The sequence below is a fragment of the Pseudomonas multiresinivorans genome (genome assembly GCF_012971725.1).
GTDB lineage: Bacteria > Pseudomonadota > Gammaproteobacteria > Pseudomonadales > Pseudomonadaceae > Pseudomonas > Pseudomonas multiresinivorans.
The window spans coordinates 5,155,489-5,176,005 of record NZ_CP048833.1 but is presented as its reverse complement, the minus strand read 5'-3'; the positions used below and the strand labels follow the sequence as shown (position 1 = coordinate 5,176,005).

The 20,517-nt window shown below is 66.2% G+C and carries 21 protein-coding genes and 2 pseudogenes; 11 read left to right on the top strand and 12 right to left on the bottom strand.

Going from position 1 to position 20,517, the window contains the following annotated elements:
- The first annotated feature begins 64 nt into the window (after window positions 1-64).
- The 5 genes from G4G71_RS23745 to G4G71_RS23725 all read left to right on the top strand — a co-directional run bounded on the left by G4G71_RS23745 (window position 65) and on the right by G4G71_RS23725 (window position 5,612).
- The gene (locus G4G71_RS23745) at window positions 65-991 is read left to right on the top strand and encodes a carbohydrate ABC transporter permease (protein ID WP_169940642.1); all 927 of its coding nucleotides are present in this window, start codon (window positions 65-67) and stop codon (window positions 989-991) included.
- A complete protein-coding gene (locus tag G4G71_RS23740; protein ID WP_151186408.1) occupies window positions 984-1,829 on the top strand; it encodes a carbohydrate ABC transporter permease in 846 nt (281 codons plus the stop codon). The genes G4G71_RS23745 and G4G71_RS23740 overlap by 8 nt, the downstream gene beginning before the upstream one ends.
- Before the next feature lie 12 nt (window positions 1,830-1,841).
- Entirely contained in the window at window positions 1,842-3,002 is a 1,161-nt protein-coding gene (locus tag G4G71_RS23735) for an ABC transporter ATP-binding protein (protein ID WP_169940640.1), read from the top strand.
- 72 nt (window positions 3,003-3,074) lie between these two features.
- Complete coding sequence (locus tag G4G71_RS23730; protein WP_169940638.1) at window positions 3,075-4,433, top strand: carbohydrate porin; 1,359 nt, start codon at window positions 3,075-3,077, stop codon at window positions 4,431-4,433.
- 342 nt (window positions 4,434-4,775) lie between these two features.
- Window positions 4,776-5,612: a D-hexose-6-phosphate mutarotase gene (locus tag G4G71_RS23725; RefSeq protein ID WP_024766410.1), complete on the top strand. Its 837-nt coding sequence runs from the start codon at window positions 4,776-4,778 to the stop codon at window positions 5,610-5,612.
- 110 nt (window positions 5,613-5,722) lie between these two features.
- On the opposite strand, the gene G4G71_RS30070 is transcribed toward G4G71_RS23725, so the two are convergent.
- From G4G71_RS30070 to G4G71_RS23715, 3 genes are all read right to left on the bottom strand, one after another.
- On the bottom strand, window positions 5,723-5,851 hold the full coding sequence (locus G4G71_RS30070; RefSeq protein WP_017516671.1) for a hypothetical protein: 129 nt from the start codon (window positions 5,849-5,851) through the stop codon (window positions 5,723-5,725).
- A gap of 73 nt (window positions 5,852-5,924) precedes the next feature.
- The gene (locus tag G4G71_RS23720; RefSeq protein WP_024766409.1) at window positions 5,925-6,113 is read right to left on the bottom strand and encodes a hypothetical protein; all 189 of its coding nucleotides are present in this window, start codon (window positions 6,111-6,113) and stop codon (window positions 5,925-5,927) included.
- Window positions 6,114-6,134: 21 nt separating this feature from the next.
- On the bottom strand, window positions 6,135-6,572 hold the full coding sequence (locus tag G4G71_RS23715) for a hypothetical protein (RefSeq protein ID WP_037014703.1): 438 nt from the start codon (window positions 6,570-6,572) through the stop codon (window positions 6,135-6,137).
- Window positions 6,573-6,788: 216 nt separating this feature from the next.
- Between G4G71_RS23715 and G4G71_RS23710 the strand changes: the two genes are divergently transcribed.
- Window positions 6,789-7,223 (top strand): PGDYG domain-containing protein, encoded by a 435-nt coding sequence (locus G4G71_RS23710; RefSeq protein WP_169940636.1) that lies wholly within the window; start codon window positions 6,789-6,791, stop codon window positions 7,221-7,223.
- 154 nt (window positions 7,224-7,377) lie between these two features.
- Window positions 7,378-8,283 carry a YihY/virulence factor BrkB family protein gene (locus tag G4G71_RS23705; RefSeq protein WP_169940634.1) on the top strand — a complete coding sequence of 302 codons (906 nt, stop codon included), beginning with the start codon at window positions 7,378-7,380 and terminating at the stop codon, window positions 8,281-8,283.
- Here G4G71_RS23705 and G4G71_RS23700 read toward each other — a convergent pair.
- Both G4G71_RS23700 and G4G71_RS23695 read right to left on the bottom strand, forming a co-directional pair.
- Complete coding sequence (locus tag G4G71_RS23700; protein ID WP_169940632.1) at window positions 8,280-8,831, bottom strand: hypothetical protein; 552 nt, start codon at window positions 8,829-8,831, stop codon at window positions 8,280-8,282. The genes G4G71_RS23705 and G4G71_RS23700 overlap by 4 nt on opposite strands.
- A 111-nt stretch (window positions 8,832-8,942) precedes the next feature.
- The gene (locus G4G71_RS23695) at window positions 8,943-9,851 is read right to left on the bottom strand and encodes a LysR family transcriptional regulator (protein ID WP_169940631.1); all 909 of its coding nucleotides are present in this window, start codon (window positions 9,849-9,851) and stop codon (window positions 8,943-8,945) included.
- A 106-nt stretch (window positions 9,852-9,957) separates the two neighbouring features.
- On the opposite strand from G4G71_RS23695, the gene G4G71_RS23690 reads away from it, so the two are divergent.
- Entirely contained in the window at window positions 9,958-11,187 is a 1,230-nt protein-coding gene (locus G4G71_RS23690) for an SGNH/GDSL hydrolase family protein (protein WP_169940629.1), read from the top strand.
- A gap of 135 nt (window positions 11,188-11,322) precedes the next feature.
- Here G4G71_RS23690 and G4G71_RS23685 read toward each other — a convergent pair whose 3' ends face one another.
- The 4 genes and pseudogenes from G4G71_RS23685 to G4G71_RS23675 all read right to left on the bottom strand — a co-directional run bounded on the left by G4G71_RS23685 (window position 11,323) and on the right by G4G71_RS23675 (window position 15,760).
- A complete protein-coding gene (locus G4G71_RS23685; RefSeq protein ID WP_169940627.1) occupies window positions 11,323-12,438 on the bottom strand; it encodes a PilT/PilU family type 4a pilus ATPase in 1,116 nt (371 codons plus the stop codon).
- Between the two features lie 114 nt (window positions 12,439-12,552).
- Window positions 12,553-12,993 (bottom strand): annotated as a pseudogene (locus tag G4G71_RS30295) (methyl-accepting chemotaxis protein); the annotation flags it as partial.
- A 147-nt stretch (window positions 12,994-13,140) separates the two neighbouring features.
- Window positions 13,141-13,779, bottom strand: a pseudogene (locus tag G4G71_RS30290) (PAS domain-containing protein); the annotation flags it as partial.
- A gap of 226 nt (window positions 13,780-14,005) precedes the next feature.
- Window positions 14,006-15,760: a hybrid sensor histidine kinase/response regulator gene (locus G4G71_RS23675; RefSeq protein ID WP_169940623.1), complete on the bottom strand. Its 1,755-nt coding sequence runs from the start codon at window positions 15,758-15,760 to the stop codon at window positions 14,006-14,008.
- Between the two features lie 27 nt (window positions 15,761-15,787).
- Here G4G71_RS23675 and G4G71_RS23670 point away from each other — a divergent pair, with 27 nt between their 5' ends.
- Both G4G71_RS23670 and G4G71_RS23665 read left to right on the top strand, forming a co-directional pair.
- Window positions 15,788-16,447, top strand: coding sequence for a response regulator (locus G4G71_RS23670; RefSeq protein ID WP_024763105.1), 660 nt, complete (start codon window positions 15,788-15,790; stop codon window positions 16,445-16,447).
- Window positions 16,448-16,650: 203 nt separating this feature from the next.
- Window positions 16,651-17,277 carry a LysE family translocator gene (locus tag G4G71_RS23665; protein WP_054909355.1) on the top strand — a complete coding sequence of 209 codons (627 nt, stop codon included), beginning with the start codon at window positions 16,651-16,653 and terminating at the stop codon, window positions 17,275-17,277.
- Between the two features lie 58 nt (window positions 17,278-17,335).
- Here G4G71_RS23665 and G4G71_RS23660 read toward each other — a convergent pair whose 3' ends face one another.
- Together G4G71_RS23660 and mdaB are read right to left on the bottom strand one after the other, a co-directional pair.
- The gene (locus G4G71_RS23660) at window positions 17,336-17,617 is read right to left on the bottom strand and encodes a peptidylprolyl isomerase (protein WP_024763107.1); all 282 of its coding nucleotides are present in this window, start codon (window positions 17,615-17,617) and stop codon (window positions 17,336-17,338) included.
- A 300-nt stretch (window positions 17,618-17,917) separates the two neighbouring features.
- Window positions 17,918-18,502 (bottom strand): NADPH:quinone oxidoreductase MdaB, encoded by a 585-nt coding sequence (mdaB, locus tag G4G71_RS23655; protein WP_169940621.1) that lies wholly within the window; start codon window positions 18,500-18,502, stop codon window positions 17,918-17,920.
- 169 nt (window positions 18,503-18,671) lie between these two features.
- On the opposite strand from mdaB, the gene G4G71_RS23650 reads away from it, so the two are divergent.
- Complete coding sequence (locus G4G71_RS23650; RefSeq protein ID WP_169940619.1) at window positions 18,672-18,965, top strand: putative quinol monooxygenase; 294 nt, start codon at window positions 18,672-18,674, stop codon at window positions 18,963-18,965.
- 7 nt (window positions 18,966-18,972) lie between these two features.
- Here G4G71_RS23650 and G4G71_RS23645 read toward each other — a convergent pair whose 3' ends face one another.
- Window positions 18,973-20,415: a sensor domain-containing diguanylate cyclase gene (locus G4G71_RS23645; RefSeq protein ID WP_169940617.1), complete on the bottom strand. Its 1,443-nt coding sequence runs from the start codon at window positions 20,413-20,415 to the stop codon at window positions 18,973-18,975.
- Window positions 20,416-20,517: the final 102 nt, after the last annotated feature.

Genomic DNA, 20,517 nt, shown 5'->3' with positions numbered 1-20,517 from the left:
TCCCCAGAACGACTCCGGGCCGCCACGGCAGCCTGGGTGGGCTCACTCATCCTCGAGAAAGCAGATGGCGACCCGATCCCCGACTTTCACTCCCGCCGCCGCGCCTCGGGCTTCGCTGCTCGACGGCCTGCAGGCCTGGCTGCCGAAGCTGGTGCTGGCCCCGAGCATGCTCGTGGTGCTGGTCTGCGTGTACGGCTACATCGGCTGGACGCTGCTGCTGTCCTTCACCAATTCGCGCTTCATGCCGGCGTACAGCTGGGCGGGCCTGAGCCAGTACCTGCGCCTGTGGGACAACGACCGCTGGTGGGTGGCGAGCAAGAACCTGCTGCTGTTCGGTGGCCTGTTCATCGGTATCTGCCTGGTACTTGGCGTCTTCCTCGCCGTGCTGCTGGACCAGCGTATCCGCCGCGAAGGCTTCATCCGCACCGTGTACCTGTACCCCATGGCGCTGTCGATGATCGTCACCGGCACCGCCTGGAAGTGGCTGCTCAACCCCGGCCTGGGCCTGGACAAGCTGCTGCGCGACTGGGGCTGGACCGGCTTTCGCTTCGACTGGCTGGTGGACCCGGAGCGGGTCGTCTACTGCCTGGTGATCGCCGCCGTGTGGCAGGCCTCGGGCTTCGTCATGGCGCTGTTCCTCGCCGGCCTGCGCGGGGTCGACCCGGCCATTGTGCGCGCGGCCCAGGTGGACGGCGCGAGCCTTCCGACCATCTACCTGCGCATCGTCCTGCCGAGCCTGCGGCCAGTGTTCTTCAGCGCGCTGATGATCCTCGCGCACATCGCCATCAAGAGCTTCGACCTGGTCGCCGCGATGACCGCCGGCGGCCCCGGCTACTCCTCCGACCTGCCGGCGATGTTCATGTATGCCCACACCTTCACCCGCGGCCAGATGGGCCTGGGCGCGGCCAGCGCGATGCTGATGCTGGGCGCCGTGCTGGCCATTGTCGTGCCGTACTTGTATTCCGAACTGCGGGGCAAGCGCCATGCATGACTCGACCCTGAAACCGTCGTTCAGCCTGAGCCGCCTGGCGGTGCATGCGACCCTCTGGGGCGCTGTGGCGCTGTACGTGATCCCGCTGCTGGTGATGCTGCTGACCAGCTTCAAATCGCCTGAAGATATCCGTAACAGCAACCTGCTGGCGCTGCCGGACGTATTCACCGCAATCGGTTGGGTAAAAGCCTGGGGCGCGGTGGGCGATTACTTCTGGAACTCGGTGAAGATCACCGTGCCGGGCGTGCTGATCTCCACCTTCATCGGCGCCATGAACGGCTACGTGCTGTCGATGTGGCGCTTCCGCGGCTCGCAGCTGTTCTTCGGCGCGCTGCTGTTCGGCTGCTTCCTGCCGTTCCAGGTGATCCTCCTGCCGATGTCCTTCACCCTCGGCAAGCTCGGCCTGGCCAACACCACCACCGGGCTGGTGATGGTCCACTGCATCTACGGGCTGGCCTTCACCACGCTGTTCTTCCGCAATTACTTCGTGGCGATTCCCGATGCCCTGGTGAAGGCCGCACGCCTGGACGGCGCGGGGTTCTTCACCATCTTCCTGCGCATTCTGATGCCCATGTCCACGCCCATCGTGATGGTCTGCCTGATCTGGCAGTTCACCCAGATCTGGAACGACTTCCTGTTCGGCGTGGTGTTCGCCAGCGGCGACGCGCAGCCCATCACCGTGGCGCTGAACAACCTGGTGAACATCAGCACCGGGGTCAAGGAATACAACGTCGACATGGCCGCCGCGATGATCGCGGCGCTGCCCACGCTGGTGGTCTACGTACTGGCCGGCAAGTACTTCGTGCGCGGGCTGACTGCCGGCGCGGTCAAAGGTTGAGGTAAGCCCAAGATGTCCACACTCGAACTGCGCAACCTGCACAAGTCCTACGGCAGCGGCCTGGCCGACACGCTGAAATCGATCAACCTGTCGATCGACTCGGGCGAATTCCTGATCCTGGTCGGCCCCTCCGGCTGCGGCAAATCCACCCTGATGAACTGCATCGCCGGCCTGGAAAACCTCACCGGCGGCGCCATCCTGGTCGATGGCCAGGACATCAGCGGGATGAGCCCGAAGGATCGCGACATCGCCATGGTGTTCCAGTCCTATGCGCTGTACCCGACCATGAGCGTGCGCGAGAACATCGCCTTCGGCCTGAAGATCCGCAAGCTGCCCAGGGCCGAGATCGACGCCGAAGTAGCGCGCGTGGCCAAGCTGCTGCAGATCGAACACCTGCTCGAACGCAAGCCCTCGCAGCTCTCCGGCGGCCAGCAGCAGCGCGTGGCCATGGGCCGGGCGCTGGCGCGGCGGCCGAAGATATATCTGTTCGACGAACCGCTGTCGAACCTCGACGCCAAGCTGCGCGTGGAGATGCGTACCGAGATCAAGCTGATGCACCAGCGCCTGAAGACCACCACGGTCTACGTGACCCACGACCAGATCGAGGCCATGACCCTGGGCGACAAGGTGGCGGTGATGAAGGACGGCATCGTCCAGCAGTTCGGCACGCCGCAGCAGATCTACAACGATCCGGCGAACCTGTTCGTCGCCAGCTTCATCGGCTCGCCGCCGATGAATTTCATTCCGCTCAAGGTGCAGCAGCAGGGCGGCCGCCTGGTCGGCCTGCTGGACAGCGGCCAGGACCGCTGCGAGCTGCCGCTGCAACTGGACGCCGGGCTGGCCGAGGGGCGCGAGCTGATCCTCGGCGTGCGCCCGGAACAGGTGCAGTTGGCCACCGATGGCGCCAACGGGCCGAGCGACCTGCGTGCCGAGGTCGAAGTGGTCGAGCCCACCGGGCCGGACACCCTGGTCTTCGTCACGCTCAACGGTGCCAAGGTCTGCTGCCGCCTCGCGCCGGACCAGTCGCCGCAAGCGGGCTCGTCCCTGCAGCTGCGCTTCGATCCTTCCCGTGCGCTGCTGTTCGACGCGCAGAGCGGCGAGCGCCTGCGCGCAGAGCCGCGCGGCGACGGCGCCAACAAGGTCACACCGCTGGCACGCCAGAAACATTCCTGATTAATACGACCACTGCCCTGAAATTTACTGCCTGAAACTACGCTTCAAACCAAGACAACGAGGACGCTGGAGATGCACAAGAACAACAAGAACCTGCCGGCAGCAAGGACCCTGGGCTGCCTGCTCGCACTGGGCTGTGTGGGCAACGTCGCCCATGCCGCCGACGCCTTCTCATCGGAGTCCAAGTGGGGCCTGGGTGACTGGGGCGGCAAGCGCACCGAACTGCTGGAGAAAGGCTACGACTTCAAGCTCGACTACGTCGGCGAGGTTGCCAGCAACCTTGGCGGGGGCTACGACCAGCACACCACCGCACGCTACTCCGACCAGTTCGCCCTCGGCACCCATCTGGACCTGCAGAAGATCCTCGGCTGGGACGCCACCGAGTTCCAGCTGACCGTCACCGAGCGTAGCGGCCGCAACCTCTCCAACGACCGCATCAGCGACCCGCGCGCCGGGCAGTTCAGCTCCGTGCAGGAAGTCTGGGGCCGGGGCCAGACCTGGCGCCTGACGCAGATGTGGATCAAGCAGCAGTACTTCGACGGCGCGCTGGACGTGAAGGTCGGCCGCTTCGGCGAGGGCGAGGACTTCAACAGCTTCCCCTGCGACTTCCAGAACCTGGCCTTCTGCGGCTCGCAGGTGGGCAACTGGGTGGGCGGCATCTGGTACAACTGGCCGGTCAGCCAGTGGGCCGCCCGCGTGAAGTGGAACTTCAACGATGAGTGGTACGCGCAGGTCGGCGCCTACAACCAGAACCCGTCGAACCTGGAAACTGGCAACGGCTTCAAGCTCAACGGCAGCGGCACCCAGGGCACCATCCTGCCGGTGGAGCTGGTGTGGATGCCGAAAGTCGGCGCCGCGCAACTGCCGGGTGAGTACCGCCTGGGCTACTACTACAGCACCGCCGAAGCCGACGACGTGTACGACGACGTCAACGGCAACCCGCAGGCGCTCACCGGCGAGCCGGCCAAGACCCACAGCGGCAAGCACGGCTGGTGGGTGGTGGCGCAGCAGCAGGTCACCGCGCACAACGGCGACGCTTCCCGCGGCCTGAGCCTGTTCGCCAACTTCACCGTGCACGACAAGGCCACCAACACCGTCGACAACTACCAGCAGCTCGGTGTCGTCTACAAAGGCCCGTTCGACGCGCGGCCCAAGGACGACATCGGCTTCGGCGTGGCGCGCATCCACGTCAACGACGACGTGCAGGATCGCCAGCGCCTGGTGAACCAGGTCAACGGCATCGACGACTACGACAACCCGCTGTACCAGCCCATCCAGGACACCGAGTACAACGCCGAGCTGTACTACGGCGTGCATGTGACCAATTGGCTCACCGTGCGCCCGAACCTGCAGTACATCCGCCATCCGGGCGGTGTGGACGAGGTCAACAACGCCGTGGTGGCCGGCCTGAAGATCCAGTCCAGCTTCTGATTGCTCCCTGGTGCGAACCTGGCCCGTCCTTGTGACGGGCCTTTTTTGTCTGCTCTCAGGGTGAATGGGGTGCATGAGCCAACCGCTTTTTGTAGGAGCGAGCTTGCTCGCGAACCGCCCGGAACACCGGCGCCAGGCAATTCGCGAGCAAGCTCGCTCCTACAGGGGCCAGAAGCGGGCGGACCCGGAGCGGCTGAGCAACCGTTTTTCATTGGCGCAAGCGCTGCGCGTGACTAGGCTTTGCGGTTAGAATCGCGGCCTTTTCTGTAAGATGTAGTGAAACTACAGAGAATTTCACGCCCCGGAATGTCCGGGCAGGGATTGGATCAGGACATCCGGACAATGCTCGAGCATCCGCTGCAGCGCTTTTTTCATTCCATGCGGGCCAAGCGGCCCTTCGACTGGGTGCGCTTCCAGCGTCGCGACCTGCTGCTCATCGATCACCCGCAGTGCCAGGCGGTATTCAGCCGCCAGGGCGCGCAACTGCTGCACTTCCAACCGCGCGGCGCACGCCCGCTGCTGTGGTGCTCCAGCCAGTGGCCGAGCCTGAGCACGGCACCGATCCGTGGCGGTATCCCGGTCTGCTGGCCGTGGTTCGGCAGCCATCCCACCGAGGCCGACTGGCCCCAGCATGGCTGGGCGCGCCAGCGCGAGTGGCGCATGCTCGATGCCTGGGCCGATGACCAGAAGGCGGTCGTCAGCTGGCAGCTGGATATCGAGGACTGGCACGTGCGCCTGGAAGCCCGCCTGGGCCAGGACCTGGACATCGAACTTTCCAGCTACCACGAGGATGACAGCGACTGCCTCTTCAGCTTCGCCCTGCAGCCTTACTGGCGCGTGGGTTCGCTGCGTCGCTCGGTGGTCCACGGCATGGAGCTGGACGGCAAGGCCAGCGGCCTGCCCAACACCTGGGCACCCCGTGGCGCGGTCAAGCAGGTCCTCTACAACACCGGTTCCCTGGTGCTGGAAGATGCCGGCTGGCAGCGTCGCCTGCGCATCGACAAGAACACCAGCGCCGGCAGTGTCATCTGGCATCCGGGAAGCCGCGCGGTGGAGCAGGTGGAACCGGGCGAAGCGGAGCGCTTCCTGTGCATTGGCGCTGCCGGTTATCGCGCGGGCGGGCTGATCCTCGCCCAGGGCGAGCGCATGCTGCTGAACCTGCGCGCCGGGCTGGTCTGACCGACTGATTTCAACGGTTGGCCAAGCCTCGCTCCTACGAAAAGCAACGGTCAGGCGAGGTGAGCGGACGGCCCCTCACCGAGGCCATCCGCAAGACGAGGGGATTACCCTCAGGACGGTTGTTGCGGAGTACCCAGCAGCGACTTGCCGGTTTTCTTCTGCCGCTTGGCCATGCGCTTTTCATGCGCGGTTTTCAGCGGCTTCTTCTTCGCTTGTTTCTTCGCGTCGAGACCTTTCACGAGCCTGTCCTCCAGGGGACGCCCTCGGGCCGAGAGCTGACAGCTTCAGCATAGTCCCGTGGCAGGCGGTCGCTCAGCCGGCGGTCAGGCGTTCCAGTTCGCGGCGTACCATGTTGGCGTAAGGCGCCGGGCTCAGGCGGTACAGCTCGCCGGCCACCCAGGGCAGCCAGCGGGCGCCGAGGTTGTCGCGCTCTGCCAGCAGGCGCCGGGCTTCGGCCTCGGCGCGCTGGGCGTGTTGCTGGTGGTAGTCGGCACGGCTCATCGGTGGCTCTTGGGTGCAGCGTCAGGTCTTCGCGCAGCTCAGGGTCTGCGGGTCGATGGTGATGCTGGCCAGCGGCTTGGCGTCGCTGCCGGCGTATTCGTGGGTGACGCTCAGGTGATGTTCGCGGAAGCGCTGCAGCAGGTCCGGCTGTTCGCAGGTAGTGCCTTCGAGCTGCTTCTTCAGGCCGTTCTCGAACTTGGCGCGGGCGCCCAGGTCCATGGCGTCCAGGCGCAGGTTGGAGATGGCGTAGCGGTAATACAGCATCTTCTTCGCCGGGTCGAGCTGCACGCTGTTGAGGGTAGTCACCTTGTCCACCTGGCGCGGCAGGTTGGCCTTGGTCACCTGATCGAAATAGTCCGCCGATTCCTTGAGGAATTTCGCCTCGTCGGCAGAGTCATCGGCGTGGACGGCAAGGCTGGTGAGCAACAGCAAGGGCAGGGCGAGACGGGCAAACGGCATGGGAGATTCCTGTACGGCTGATGGGGGCGGAGGTGCAGGCTCAGTAGGTGCGACAGCCAGGGTATGGCCGGGTTCGATCGAGTGTGCAGTGGCTGCACGCTCATGGCCTGTGAGTGTAGAGCACCGCCAGCCGCTGGCCGCTCGCGGGACGATTCTTTTGCAGGTAGGCTTGCGACCGGTCGTTCCCCACCATTTCCGCAGGTCTGCAGTCCCGCCATGATCGAACTCACCCAACTCGACCTCCGTACCGATCCCGCCGCGCAACGCGTGGTGAAGGATGAAACCGTCACCGTCGAATTCGCCGTCGCGCCGGGCGAGTTGATGAGCCTCGAGGGCCCCAACCGCTACGCTATCGGTGACGCGATCATCAGCAGCGCGACCGGGGAGAGTTGGGTCGTTTCCCGCGTGCGTTTCGACCCGAAATACCTGCCCGCCGACGCGACACTCACGCACGGGCACCCCGGTGCCTACCGCAACCGTCCCAGCGTGGTGCTGGCCCGGCGCATGGACCAGCCCTTCACCCTGCTGCGCTCGGCAGGTGGCGACCGCCTCACCGGCGCCGCGGGTGACTGGGTCATGCAATACGCCCCCGGCGACTACGGCGTGGTGAAGGCAGAGCGCTTCGCCAAGGTCTATCGGCTGGCCGACTGAAACCCTTCCGCTCTGGCATCGCGGCCCTGCCAGCGGCTATGGTCTGTGCTGGCGGGCGCTCTGCGTCGCGCATTTCTTGCAACTTTGCCGGCGTTGCGCAGGTCCACCCTGCAGTTGCCGGCAGGTGGAGCGCTCATCGGGAGGACGGTGCGGGATGCGATTCATGGATATGCGCGGGCTCAGTCTGGGGCCCTGGAAGCTGGTCAGTCTGACGCTGAAGGAATTCCTCGAAGACGAGATGCCCACCTACGCCGCTGCGCTGGCTTACCAGGGGCTGTTCTCGCTGTTTCCCTTCCTGCTGTTCCTCATTGCGCTGCTGGGCTTCCTGCACCTGCCCGAGTTCTTCGACTTCCTCCGCCAACAGGCCAACTACGTGCTGCCCGCCCAGGCGCTGGACCAGGTCAACCCGGTCATCGACCAACTGCAACAGCGCCAGGGCGGCCTGCTGTCCATCGGTATCGTGGTGGCGCTGTGGTCGTCCTCGGCGGCGGTGCGCTCGCTGATGATCGCGCTCAATGCAGCCTACGACGTGCGTGAAGCGCGGCCGGCCTGGAAGCGCATCCCGCTGTCGCTGTTCTACACCTTCGGCCTGGTGGCCATGCTGATGCTGATCGCCGCGCTGATGATCCTCGGGCCCCAGGTGATGGGCTGGATCGCCGCCCAGGTGGGCCTGGAGGACTTCGTGGTGATCCTCTGGAATATCCTGCGCTGGCCGGTGATCGTGCTGCTGATGATGATGGCGGTGGCGATCATCTACTACGTCACGCCCAACGTGCAGCAGAAGTTCCGCTTCATCACGCCCGGGTCGGTGCTCGCCGTGGTGCTGTGGATATCTGCGTCACTGGGATTCGGCTACTACGTGAAGAACTTCGCCGACTACAACGCCATGTACGGCAGCGTCGGCGCGATCATCGTGCTGCTGCTGTATTTCTATATCTCGTCGGCGGTGCTGCTGCTGGGAGCAGAGCTGAACGCGGTGATCGAGCACCACCTGCCTCACGGCAAGGGTGACGGCGAGCGCACCTTCGCCCAGGCCGAGCCGACACCGGACGAGGGCTAGGGCTGGGCGGGCTGGCCGGCGACGGCAGGCGGTTCGCTGAGCAGGGCATCGACCAGCGCGCTGGCCTTCTCGAAGGACGGGTAGCCGCTCTTGGCGACGTCGAGGTTGGCGTAGTCCTCCAGGTACTGCTGGGCCTTCTGCGGGTCGGCCTGCTCGACCAGGAAGGGCTCGGACCAGATCTTGTACAGCAGCGCCACCGCGTACGGTTGGCCGGCGTCGGCGGCCTTGCCGAGCAGCGACAGCACTTCGTCGACCTGCGGGCCTTCCTTGATCTTCAGCAGCGCCATGTAGAAGCTCGCCTCGCCGCGCTCGTCCTTCTCCAGGGAGCGCGTCAGCAGGGCCTCGGCCAGCTCGTAGTTGGCCAGGTCGCCGGTGGCGATCAGCAGCTTCGCCTGCAGCATGTCGTTCTGGTAGAGCAGGCGTTCCTGGCGGCAGGCCTCGCCGCTCAGCGGCTCGTCGCAAGGGTTGCTGGCGGGCGTGGAGCAGCCGGCCAGCAGCACAGGCAGGGCCAGGGCGGCCAGCAGATAAGGTGTGTGTGGCTTGCCCATTCAAGTCCCTCGGGGGCGAGTGTCAGGGTTCGACCGGCCGGCGGGCGTGCCGGTTCGGTTCAATGGCGAAAAGCATAGTCGCTGCGCTACACGGGGAACCGCGCAGGGCGCTCACAGGGCTTCGAAGCCGGGCAGGTGCGGCAGGCGCTCGATGAGGAAGTCGATCAGCGCGCGGGTCCGGGCCGGCAGAAAACGGCGCGAAGGATACAGCAGGCTGGCCTCCTGGGCAGGCCCGCGCCAATCCGCAAGGAGGCGCTGCAGGCTGCCGTCGGCCAGCAGGTCGGCCACCAGCCAGGCCGGCGTCAGGCCGAAGCCGGCGCCCAGGCAGTAGCTCTCGCGGATCGCCAGGGAGCTGTTCGCCGTGTAGCGGCTGCGCGTGGCGAGGCTCAGCTCTCGGCCATCGGCATGGCGCAGCAGCAGGTTCTGTCCGGCATCCAGCCAGGCGAAGCGCAGGTAATCGGCTGGCGGCAGATCTTCGGGGCTGTTCAGTGCTGGCCTGCGTGAAATCCAGGCCGGCGCCGCGACCAGATAGCGTGGCGAGCGGGCCAGCGGACGAGCGATCAGCTGTTCCGGCAGTTCGCCGCCCAGGCGCAGGGCGAGGTCGATGCCTTCTTCGGTGAGGTCGACGAAGCGGTCGTTGAGCAGCAATTCCACCTCTACGTCCGGGTGCAGCTGCATGAACTCCAGCAACAGCGCGTTCAGCCGCAGCACGCCCAGGCTCACCGGCGCGCTGACCCGCAGGCGGCCGCGCACCTGTTCGGTCTCGCCACGGGCCTGGCTGACGCCCTCGGTATAGCTTTCCAGTGTCTGCCGCGCGTGCTCGTAGAAGCGCCGGCCCTGCTCGGTGGGCTGTACGCGCGTGGTGCTGCGGATCAGCAATTGCGCTCCGACCTGGCGCTCCAGCGCCACCATGGTCTTGCTCACCGTCGGCTGGCTGCTGCCGGACTCGCGGGCGACGGCGGAAAGGCTGCCCAGCTCCACGGCGCGAACGAAACAGTGCAACGCCTTGAGAGTATCCATGTCCTATTCGTTTATCGAATGACGGGTCTGCAAATATGCCGTCTACCGCCGTGAATGGGAATGGCAGAGCCTGTGGCCAACCCCTTCACCGATTTCGAGGAATGCCATGAACAGATTGTTGCTCGCCGCCCTGATCGCCCTTGTCCTGCCGCTGGCGCAGGCGGATGAAGGACATTGGCAGGCCACCTGGAGCGCCAGCCCGCAACGCACCTGGGGCAAGGAGGTGCCGCTGCCGCTGGGCGTACCGACGCAGATCGGCAACCAGACACTGCGGCAGACCGTGAAGGTCAGCCTCGGCGGCCAGCGTGTGCGTATCGCGCTATCCAACGCCTATGGCAGCCAGCCGGTGGCGATCGGCGGGGCGGCCGTGGCATTGGCTGCACCGGCCGGGCGGCTTGGCGGCCCCAGCCATCGGCTGACTTTCGCGGGCCAGCCCACGGCGTATATCGCACCGGGTGCCGAACTGCTGAGCGATCCGCTGGACCTTGTCGTCCCGGCGCTGGGTGAACTGGCGGTGTCGATCTACCTGCCGCAGCCGACCGCCATCGAAACCTTCCACTGGGACGGCAAGCAGCGCGTCCATGGCGGGCCTGGCGAACGACTCGACGCAACGCTCCTGCCGGTGGACGGCAAGATGGAAGGGCGGCTGTTCCTCACCGATGTGCTGGTGGAAAACCCCGAGCCACGGCCGGTGGTGGCGGTGCTGGGAGACTCGATCACCGACGGCCGTGGCGCCAGCCTGGACGGCAACCAGCGCTGGCCGGACCTGCTGGCGCAGCGGCTGGCAGCGCGCGGCGTGGGGGTGATCAATGCCGGCATTTCCGGCGGGCGGCTGCTCTCCGACGGCATGGGGCAGAGCGCCCTGGCGCGCTTCCAGCGCGACGCACTGGGCAAGCCGGGCGTGCAGGCGGCCATCGTGTTGCTGGGCATCAACGATATCTCCTGGCCCGGCAGTACCTTCGCGCCGAACAACCCGCTGGTGCAGTACGAGGACCTGGTCGCCGGATACCGGCAGCTCATTGCACAGGCCCATGTGCGCGGTGTGCGTATCGTCGGCGCGACCATCCTGCCGTTCGAGCGCGCCCTCAGCGGCTCGCCGATAGAGAATTACCACGCGGCCAACAAGGAAACGCTGCGCCAGCGGGTGAACCAGTGGATTCGCCAGAGCGGGGAATTCGATGCGGTGGTGGACCTGGACGCGCACCTGCGCGACCCCGCCCACCCGCAGCGCCTGCTGCCGGCTTACGACAGCGGCGACCACCTGCACCCCGGCGATGCGGGAAACCGGGCGATGGCGGAGAGCGTGGATATCGATGTGTTGCTGAAGGGGATGTGAGGTCTTCTGCGAGGATGGGAGTGGCCGGGAAGCGATCGCGGACGGAGTCCGCTCCTACGCACGTCCTGACCGGTTACGTAGGAGCGGACTCTGTCCGCGATTGGCCACGCTTGTACACATCCGGAATCGGCGCGTTCAGCTACCGAACACCGTCCCCACGCTGTCGGCATCCATCCCGCGCTCCAGCTTGATCTTCAGCGCCAGGTCGGTGCGCGAATCGGCAAACTTCAGCGCATCGGCCACGCTCACGCGGCCTTCCTCCAGGAGCTTGTAGAGGCTCTGGTCGAAGCTCTGCATGCCGCTCTCCAGCGCGCGTTCCACCGCGCCCTTGAGCTCGGGCAGTTCGTCGCGCTGGATGATGCCGCGGATGTGCGGCGTACCGAGCACCAGCTCCACCGCTACCGCGCGGCGCTGGTGTGTGCCGGGCACCAGGCGCTGGCCGACGAGGGCCAGGATGTTCTGCGACAGGTCGGCCAGCACCTGCGGGCGGGCCTCGTCGGGGAAGAAGCGGGTGATGCGCTCGATGGCGTGGCGGCAACTGGTGCCGTGCAGGGTGGCGACGCACAGGTGGCCGGTTTCGGCGTAGTGCAGTGCGTGCTGCATGGTGGCGGCATCGCGGATCTCGCCGAGCATGATCACGTCCGGCGCCTCGCGCAGCACGTTGCGCAGGGCGTCCTCGTAACTGTGGGTGTCCAGGCCGACCTCGCGCTGGTCGATGATCGACTTCTTGTGCGTGTGGAGGAACTCGATGGGGTCCTCGATGCAGACGATATGGCCGGAGCGATGGCGATTGCGGAAGTCCAGCATGCTCGCCAGGGTCGTCGACTTGCCCGCGCCCGCCGCACCGATCACCAGCAGCAATCCGCGATCCTGCATCGCCAGCTTGTCGAGGATCGACGGCAGGCCCAGGGAGGTGACGTCGGGAATCACCTGCTTGATCAGGCGCACCACCATCGCCACTTCGCCGCGCTGGTAGTAGATGTTCGCGCGGAAACGCCCGACGTCCGGCACGCTCAGTGCCAGGTTCATCTCCAGGTCGCGTTCGAAGTCCTGTGCCTGGGCCGGTGACATCAGCTGCCAGGCCAGGGTCTTCACTTCACCGGGTTGCAGCACGCGATCGTCCGCCGGCTGGCTGTGGCCTTCGGCCTTCAGGTGCGGCGGCGCGCCGACGCTGAAGAACATGTCGGAGCCACCGCGCTCGGGCAGCAGGCGCAGATACTGGATGACGTCGGGGAGGGGAGTGTCGCTCATGGGTTCGTCCTTGGATGGCGAGAATGCGCATCTGCATTGAGCCTAGCTGCAATGCCGGACGGGAGACTAGGGGAGGCTGCGGCACGCCGTGTTGACGTGCCGCAGGCAAGCGCATCAGGTCGACAGCTGGTTGGCGAACTGGCCCACGGCGTTGACCACGCGCTGGGCGCTGTCCTGGATCTCGATGATCACCGTGCCGGCCTGGCCGGACAGCTCCAGGCCCAGTTCGGCCTGCTGCTTGCCGCGGTCGATCATGGCCACGGCCTGGCCGGCCAGTTGCTGGTTCTGCTCCACCACGCGGGTGATTTCCTCGGTGGCGGCGCTGGTGCGCGAGGCGAGCTGGCGCACTTCGTCGGCGACCACCGCGAAGCCGCGCCCCTGGTCGCCCGCGCGGGCGGCTTCGATGGCGGCGTTGAGCGCCAGCAGGTTGGTCTGGTCGGCGATGCTGCGGATGCTCTGCACCAGCGCGCCGATGGCCTGGGACTGGCGATCCAGCGCCTCGATCCCCTCGGCGGCTTCCTGCATGCGTCCGGCCAGTTCGCGCATCACATCCACGGTCTGCTGCACCACGGAGGCGCCCTTGGTGGCGCTGTCGTCGGTGGTCTGCGAGGTGTCGAAGGCGATGGTCGCGGCCTCGGCCACGGCCCGCTCGCGGTGCACCTGCTCGGTAATCACGGTGGCGAACTTGACCACCTTGTAGAGGCGATCGTGGGCGTCGATGATCGGGTTGTAGGAGGCCTCCAGCCACACTTCATGGCCACGGCTGTCGACGCGCTTGAAGCGGTCGGCGACGAACTCGCCGCGGCGCAGCTTGGCCCAGAAGGCTTCGTACTGCGAGGAGTTGTATTCGGCGGGTTCGCAGAACATCCGGTGATGCTTGCCCTGGATCTGCGCCAGGCTGTAGCCCATGGCGTTGAGGAAGCGGTCGTTGGCGGTAATCACTTCGCCCTGCAGGTTGAATTCGATCACCGCGGTGGAGCGTTGCAGCGCCTCGATCAGGTTCTCGTGCTCGCGGGAATTCTCGATGGTGCGGGTGAGGTCGCTGGCGTAGATCGAGAAGCGCTGGATCACCCCGGAGGCGTTGTGCACCGGCTGCAGGATCGAACGCAGCCAGGCCTCCTCGCCGTTGCCGCGCAGCAGGCGGATCACCCCGGCCAGGTGCTCGCCGCGCTCGATGGCGTGCTTCACCTTGAGGTGGAAGTCCAGCCCGCGCACGTGGTCGGGGATCAGGTCCAGCAGCGGGCGGCCCTTGAGCTGGTCGCCGCGGTGGAGCATTTCCTTCTCGAAGTTGGCGTTCACCGACTCGATGCGGCCCCGCGGGTCGAGGAACAGCACGAGCATTTCCTCGTCGAGGCTGGCGCGGATCTCTTCGACGGAGGCGAGTTCTTCACGCAGGGCGGCCAGTTCCTGCTTCAGACGCGAGTTGAACATTCGTGGGCTTTCTCTAGTGGTGAGGCACGAAGGCTGCTGCCGATTCGTTTCACCCATTGCATCGGCTGATCGCGCCGCGACTTTAGCCCCGAATCACTTGGCGCATCCCGCATGCAGCAAGGGCTGGCGCCAGTTTTCAGACGGTCATCGAAAGCTCCTGGCTGACGTCGATCGCGGCGCGCAACTGGTCGGTATCCAATGGCTTGTGCAGCAACTGGCTGCCGCTGGTGGCGGCTTCGCGTAGGCGCTCGGGCGAGGTGTCGCCGGTGACGATCAACGCCGGTACCCGGCACGACAGGTAGCTGCGGATGCGCCGGATGGCATCGGCCCCGGTCTGGCCTTCGCCCAGGCGGTAGTCGGTGAGGATCAGGTCTACCGGCGCATGGCCAAGATGGCTGGCCTCGATGTGCCGCTGGCAGGCGAGCAGGGCACTGGTGCCGGGGTAGACGCGATGCCCCCAGACCTCCAGCAGGTTGCACAGTGCGTGCAACACGTCGTACTGATCCTCCACCACCATGATGCCCAGGCCGGGGCCGCGTTCGCTTGGCTCCGGCGGCGGGGCGATCTGCAGAGGCGCCTCGGCCAGCGGTACGCGCAGGCTGAACACCGAGCCGCGGCCGGGCAGGGAGTGCAGTGTCAGGCGATGACCGAGCAGGCGCGCCGTGTGGCGCACGATGGCCAGGCCCAGGCCGAGCCCCTGCTTGCGATCGCGCTCGGCGTTATGCAGTTGGACGAACTCGTCGAAGATGACCTCCTGCTGGCTGGAATGGATACCCACGCCGGTGTCGATCACCTGGATCTCCAGCTCCCGGCCGCGCCGGCGGCAGCCCAGCAGCACACTGCCGCTGCGGGTGTAGCGGAAGGCGTTGCTGAGCAGGTTGTCGAGCACGCGCTTGAGCAGCAGGGGATCGCTGTCCACCCACAATCGGCTCTCGCGCACGCGCCAGCGAAGATTGCGCTCGCTCGCAGTGCCAGCGAACTCGCCCTGCAGGTCGCCGAACAGCTTTTGCAGCGAGATCGGTTCGCGTGCCACCGGCACCACCCCGGCGTCGAGGCGCGAGATGTCCAGCAAGCCATTGAGCAGGCCGCCGAGGTTGCCGAGCATGGCGCGCAGGCGCCCGGCGATTTCACGGGCCTGGCGGGCGTCGACCGGGCCGCGTTCGGCGAGGGCGGCGAGGGCGCCGACGAACAGCCCGAGGGCATGGATCGGTTGGCGCAGGTCGTGGCTGGCGGCGGCGAGGAAGCGCGACTTGGCCTGGTCGGCGGCGCGGGCGCGGTCGCGCTGTTCGCGCAGGTCCTGCACGAGGTCGGAGTTTTCCTGGCGCAGGCGGATGGTTTCGCACAGGCTGCGGTAGGTCACCCGGCTGTAGTACAGGTTGACGCCGGCCAGGCACAGGATGAAGAAGCTGTAAGTGGTGTGCTGCTCGTCGGCTACGCTCAGGCACAGCACCAGCACGGGCAGCAGCATCGCGACCAGCGAGCCGACATAGGCCGGCGGATGGGCCGACAGCGACGGCACCGCGCCGCACACCAGACCGGTGAGCACGATGCAGGTGAAGGCGAACAGCTGCGGATCGCCGTGGACGAAGCCGACCCAGCCCAGCCAGCCCCACAGCAGGCTGCTCGCCCAGGACAGCAGCGTATTGGTCCACAGCCAACTTTTGCCCAGCGTGCGCGCAGGGGCTTGCCGGAAGTACGCACGTGCCAGGACAATCCGCGCCAGCGTGAGCGAGTAGAGCACGGCCAGCCAGAAGACCATCGCCGTCGGCGCCATGGCATTACGGAAGATGTACAGCACCGGCAGAGGGATCACCAGGTTGGCGAAGAGCACGGCATACGACTGGCGGAACAAGAGATCGACCAGGTCGCGCTGTTGCAGGCTGTTATGCATGTCCGTAGTGCCTCAGGGAGACGAGTGATGGAAGGGAAGCGCGAACTGCGGGTGCTCATCGCCGATGACCACGGCATCGTACGAGACGGCCTGCGCCTGCTGCTGTCGACCCTGGACGACATCCGCATCGTCGGCGAGGCGGCGGACGGCCTGCGCCTGCAGGCTCTGCTGGAGGAGCAGCGTGCGGACCTCCTCCTGCTCGACCTGAACATGCCCGGCCTCAACCGGCTGCAGTTCATCCATGAACTGCGCCAGCGCCATCCCCGGCTGAGAATCCTGGTGCTCACCGCCAACACCGAACTGGCGACCGTGCGCTCGGTGCTCGATGCCGGCGTCCACGGCTACCTGAGCAAGGGCGAGGACACTGCCGAGCTGCTCGAAGCCATAGTCGCCCTGCGCAGCGGCCAGCACTACCTGGCGCGCGCCCTGCGCTTCCAGCTGGAAAGTCCGACCGCGCGCCCGCAGGGCGATGCCGATCTGCTCTCGGCCGTGGAGCTGACCCGGCGCGAGCGGCAGATTCTCTCCCTGGCCGCCCAGGGCCGCAGCGCGCGGGAGATCGCCGAACACTTCAGCATCAGCCCGCTGACCGTGCGCAAGCACCGCGAGAACCTGATGCGCAAGCTCGACCTGCACAGCACTGCCGAGCTCGCGGCCTATGCGGTGCGCCTGGGCATTCCCAGCGCCTGAGTCGAAGCAGTGCCTTGCCTGCATGCGCATGCTGCGCGTCCTGTCGGTGGAGGGTTCGGCAGAGACTAGCGTCCCGCAGGCCGGGGAAAAATACGGCAACTGCCGTATGTGCCGGCCCCGCCTCACTCCCTAACCTTGCGAAACGGACCAGGCGCCACATCGATGCGCGTCGGCCGATACCCGATCAAGGGAAGGATCACACCATGACACTGCCTGCCTATTGGGCCTCGTTCGCCGTGGCGACGCTGGCCTTCGCCTGCATGCCCGGCCCGGCCATCCTCTACATGACCTCGCAGACCCTCGCCCACGGCCGCCGTGCCGGACTGCACGCCGCGCTGGGTATCCACCTGGGCTGCTATGTACACATCTTCGCCGCCAGCGCCGGGCTCGCCGCGCTGCTGCACCACGCGCCCAATCTCTACCTTGCGCTGAAACTGGCGGGGGCCGCTTACCTGATCTGGCTCGGCGGCTCGATGATCTTCGGCCGTCGCCGGTCCGAGCATGGCGAGGGCATCGAAACCCGGCCGAAGGTGCTGCGCGACAGCATGGTGGTGGAGATACTCAACCCCAAGACGGCGCTGTTCTTCCTCACCTTCCTGCCGCAGTTCGTCGACCCGGCCGCCAGCCTGCCGGTGGGCCTGCAGTTCTTCATCCTGGGGATGATCGTCAACCTGGTGTTCTCCACCGCCGACGTGCTCGCCGTGCTGTTCGCCTCGCTGCTGCTGGGCGCGCTGGGGCAGGGGCGCGGGCAGCGGGTGATGCCGCGGGTGTGCGGTTCGATTCTGGTGGGGCTGGGGGTGATGCTGGTGGCCCGCGGCGGGCCGGTGTGAAGCGGGGGGAGAAGGGGCGCGCCGCTCCCTGAGTCGGGTGCGGCGCGGGCGAAGCGGATCAGTCCTCGCGGCTGGTCACTTCCACCAGGTGGTAGCCGAACTGGGTCTTCACCGGACCCTGGACGACGTTCAGCGGGGCGCTGAACACGACCTGGTCGAATTCGCGAACCATCTGGCCCGGGCGGAAGCTGCCCAGGTCACCGCCGCTGCGGCCGGACGGGCAGGTGGAGTTGTCGCGGGCGACGGCAGCGAAGTCCGCGCCGTTCTCGATCTGGGTCTTGAGTTCGTTGCACTTGTCTTCGCTGGAAACCAGGATGTGACGGGCGGATGCACGGGCCATGGGATAACTCCTGAACAGGCAGTAGGAAAAAGCGAAGCCTAGCCGATTCCGCGGATGAACCCAATGCCAGGCGGCGGGTGGCTTGCCCTTCGTAGGAGCGAGCTTGCTCGCGAACCGCCCGACGCCGGAGCAGCCGGGGAGTCATCGCGGACGAAGTCCGCTCCTACGCAAGTGTCTGCCTCAGGCGCCGAACACTTTGCCAGTGTTCCTTGTAGGAGCGAGCTTGCTCGCGAACCGCCCATCGCCGGAGCAGCCGGGAAGACATCGCGGACGGAGTCCGCTCCTGCGCAAATCCCCGCCTCAGGCGCCGAACACTTCGCTCAAGTGCTGCTGGTAGCGCTCCACGTCGCCTTCGATGTTCGGGCGCTTCATCACGTCCACGCAGAGGAAGGTCGGCAGTGCGGTCATGCCCAGGAACTGGTTGGCCTTGTGGAAGGGGAAATACACCGCATCCACGCCCTTGCCCTCGAAGAAGTCGGTCGGGTCGTCGAAGGCTTGCTGCGGCGCGTTCCAGGTAGCGGAGATCATGTACTGCTTGCCCTGCAGCAGGCCGCCGCTGCCGTACTTCTGCGAGGCGTCGGAGCGGGTGCGGCCGTCGTTGGCGTAGAGGCTGCCGTGGCCGGCGGTGAAGACTTCGTCGATGTACTGTTTCACGGTCCAGGGCGCGCCCATCCACCAGCCGGGCATCTGGTAGACGATGACGTCGGCCCAGAGCATTTTCTGCACTTCTTCCTGGATGTCGTAGCCGCCGTCGATGAAGGTTTCCTTCACGTCGAAACCGGCGTGGTCCAGGTGTGCGATGGCGGCTTCGTGCAGGGTGGCGTTGTAGCGGCCGTCAGAGTGGGCGAACTGTTTGCCGCCATTGATCAGCAGAATCTTTTTCATGAGTGGGCTCCGCAAGGGGATGGAAAGTCGATGACGGCAGAATATCGAGCGCGGCAGGACGGAAAAACCCGCTTCCGGACAAATGATCCGTGCGTGAGATTCAAAAATGGAGTTGATTGATTTGCGTCAGGATTAGGCAATCCATCCATCCACCAGGAACGCCGATCCGATGTACGCCTTCATCCTCCAGGCCCACACCCGCCCCGAAAGATCCCAGGATTTCGAGGACCTGTTCCGTACCTACCTCACGCCCAGCCGCGCCGAAGACGGCTGCGTGCAGTACCACATGCTGCGCGACGTGAACGACCCGACCCTGTTCACCTTCTTCGAGGTCTGGCAGAGCCGCGAACACCTGGCCATTCACACCGCGCTGCCGCACATGCGCGAGTTCCACGAGCGGCGCATGGAATACCTGCGCTGCGATTTCCACATCCAGGAAGTCGAGGTGATGGCGCCACGCTGACCGCCGCTCAGGCCACCACCCGGTTGCGCCCACCTTCCTTGGCCTTGTAGAGGTTGGCATCCGCCGCATCGATCAGCGCCTGGATGCTGTCTGCCGCGGTATCCGAGGTGCTGGCCACACCGACGCTGATGGTCACGATGCCGCGCGTGCTCTTCTCGTGGGGTAGCGCGGTTTCCTCCACCGAACGGCGGATCGACTCGGCCACGCGTGCGGCAGCGGCACTGTCGCAACCGGGGAGGATCATCACGAACTCCTCGCCGCCGTAGCGGGCCGCTCCATCGTCCTCGCGCTGGCAGCCCTGGCCGACCAGGTGCGCCACGTTGATCAGCGCCAGGTCGCCGCGCGGGTGGCCGTAGTGGTCGTTGTAGGCCTTGAACTGGTCGACATCCATCATCAGTACCGCAAGGTGGCCGTCGCCGGCGCGCCGGCGCTGCCATTCGCGCTCGGCCTTCTCGTCGAACCAGCGACGGTTGTGCAGGCCAGTCAGCGGGTCGGTGCCGGCCTCGGTGCGCAGACGGCTCTCCTTGGCGTCGCGTCGCCGCAGGTGCCGGGTCAGGCGATAGGCGAAGAACAGCGTCGCGGCGTTGATCGCCACCAGCAATCCGCTGGTGATCCAGGTGCGTGCGGTCCAGGTATTCAGGATCACTTCACGGCACAGCTCCACCGAGACCACCGCCGGGTAGTCGCCGATGCGCCGGTAGCCGCGCCAGTAGGCGTCCGAGGTACCGCCCTGCTGGCGGAAGTAGTCGTTGCGGCCGCTGTCGACGAACTCGCGGAAGGTGCCGAACTCTTCCTCGCTCGAACGCGGCAGTTCCGGCGGCCATTGGGCGAGCACCGTGCCGTCGAGCAGGCGGATTGAGACCACCCCGTGCTTGCCCAGGTCGAGGCCGCGCACGAAGGATTCCAGGTGTTGCAGCTCCTTGATCGCGGCGACCACGCCGACAAACTGGCCGTCCTTGCTGATCACCGCGCGGCTCAGGGCAGTACTGCTGGAGGAGCGCGGATAGGACGGCATGAAGGGATGGCTGAGGAACAACCGGCCGGGGTTGTCACGCGCCATCGTGAAGTAGTCGCGCATGGACAGGTCGCGGTTCGACTCGCCGGCGTGGTTCAAGTCCACCAGCAACTGGCCTTGGGCGTCGGTCACCACCAGGGTGCCCGCGTGGATCGAGCCGGCAGCGTGGCCTTCGACCAGTTCTTGTAGAACTTGCTGGGAAAGGTCCGGTGTCGCCGGGCCGGTGATGACGTTGGAGAGCGTCAGTAGCGTCTGCGCATGCACGTCCAGGTCGCGGTGGAACTCGCGCTCCACCAGCAGCAGGGTGTTCTTGCCGCTGGCGTGGGCGTAGGCCAGGGCATCCTGCTTCATCTGCAGCATGTGCCAGCCGGCCAGCAGCGAGGCGAGCACCGCCAGCAGAAAGGTAAGGCAGAAGACGCGAATCGGTTTGAGCACGGCGTACCTCCTGCATGGCTCGGTCGATGTTCAGGTTCCTGAATTGTGCGATATGTCGGGCGGCATACAACGGCAGTTCGAAGCCCCCTTGCCCCATGTCAG

What these genes read in the sequence shown, in the direction of transcription:
- G4G71_RS23715 (WP_037014703.1), bottom strand. Translation starts at nt 6,572, where the DNA reads ATGCCGTTTGCCCGTCTCGCCCTGCCCTTGCTGTTGCTCACCAGCCTT.
- G4G71_RS23725 (WP_024766410.1), top strand. Translation starts at nt 4,776, where the DNA reads ATGCTCGAGCATCCGCTGCAGCGCTTTTTTCATTCCATGCGGGCCAAG.
- G4G71_RS23705 (WP_169940634.1), top strand. Translation starts at nt 7,378, where the DNA reads ATGCGATTCATGGATATGCGCGGGCTCAGTCTGGGGCCCTGGAAGCTG.
- G4G71_RS23650 (WP_169940619.1), top strand. Translation starts at nt 18,672, where the DNA reads ATGTACGCCTTCATCCTCCAGGCCCACACCCGCCCCGAAAGATCCCAG.
- G4G71_RS23720 (WP_024766409.1), bottom strand. Translation starts at nt 6,113, where the DNA reads ATGAGCCGTGCCGACTACCACCAGCAACACGCCCAGCGCGCCGAGGCC.
- G4G71_RS23735 (WP_169940640.1), top strand. Translation starts at nt 1,842, where the DNA reads ATGTCCACACTCGAACTGCGCAACCTGCACAAGTCCTACGGCAGCGGC.
- mdaB (WP_169940621.1), bottom strand. Translation starts at nt 18,502, where the DNA reads ATGAAAAAGATTCTGCTGATCAATGGCGGCAAACAGTTCGCCCACTCT.
- G4G71_RS23670 (WP_024763105.1), top strand. Translation starts at nt 15,788, where the DNA reads ATGGAAGGGAAGCGCGAACTGCGGGTGCTCATCGCCGATGACCACGGC.
- G4G71_RS23685 (WP_169940627.1), bottom strand. Translation starts at nt 12,438, where the DNA reads ATGAGCGACACTCCCCTCCCCGACGTCATCCAGTATCTGCGCCTGCTG.
- G4G71_RS23710 (WP_169940636.1), top strand. Translation starts at nt 6,789, where the DNA reads ATGATCGAACTCACCCAACTCGACCTCCGTACCGATCCCGCCGCGCAA.
- G4G71_RS23675 (WP_169940623.1), bottom strand. Translation starts at nt 15,760, where the DNA reads ATGCATAACAGCCTGCAACAGCGCGACCTGGTCGATCTCTTGTTCCGC.
- G4G71_RS23740 (WP_151186408.1), top strand. Translation starts at nt 984, where the DNA reads ATGCATGACTCGACCCTGAAACCGTCGTTCAGCCTGAGCCGCCTGGCG.
- G4G71_RS23660 (WP_024763107.1), bottom strand. Translation starts at nt 17,617, where the DNA reads ATGGCCCGTGCATCCGCCCGTCACATCCTGGTTTCCAGCGAAGACAAG.
- G4G71_RS23665 (WP_054909355.1), top strand. Translation starts at nt 16,651, where the DNA reads ATGACACTGCCTGCCTATTGGGCCTCGTTCGCCGTGGCGACGCTGGCC.
- G4G71_RS23695 (WP_169940631.1), bottom strand. Translation starts at nt 9,851, where the DNA reads ATGGATACTCTCAAGGCGTTGCACTGTTTCGTTCGCGCCGTGGAGCTG.
- G4G71_RS23700 (WP_169940632.1), bottom strand. Translation starts at nt 8,831, where the DNA reads ATGGGCAAGCCACACACACCTTATCTGCTGGCCGCCCTGGCCCTGCCT.
- G4G71_RS23690 (WP_169940629.1), top strand. Translation starts at nt 9,958, where the DNA reads ATGAACAGATTGTTGCTCGCCGCCCTGATCGCCCTTGTCCTGCCGCTG.
- G4G71_RS23730 (WP_169940638.1), top strand. Translation starts at nt 3,075, where the DNA reads ATGCACAAGAACAACAAGAACCTGCCGGCAGCAAGGACCCTGGGCTGC.
- G4G71_RS23745 (WP_169940642.1), top strand. Translation starts at nt 65, where the DNA reads ATGGCGACCCGATCCCCGACTTTCACTCCCGCCGCCGCGCCTCGGGCT.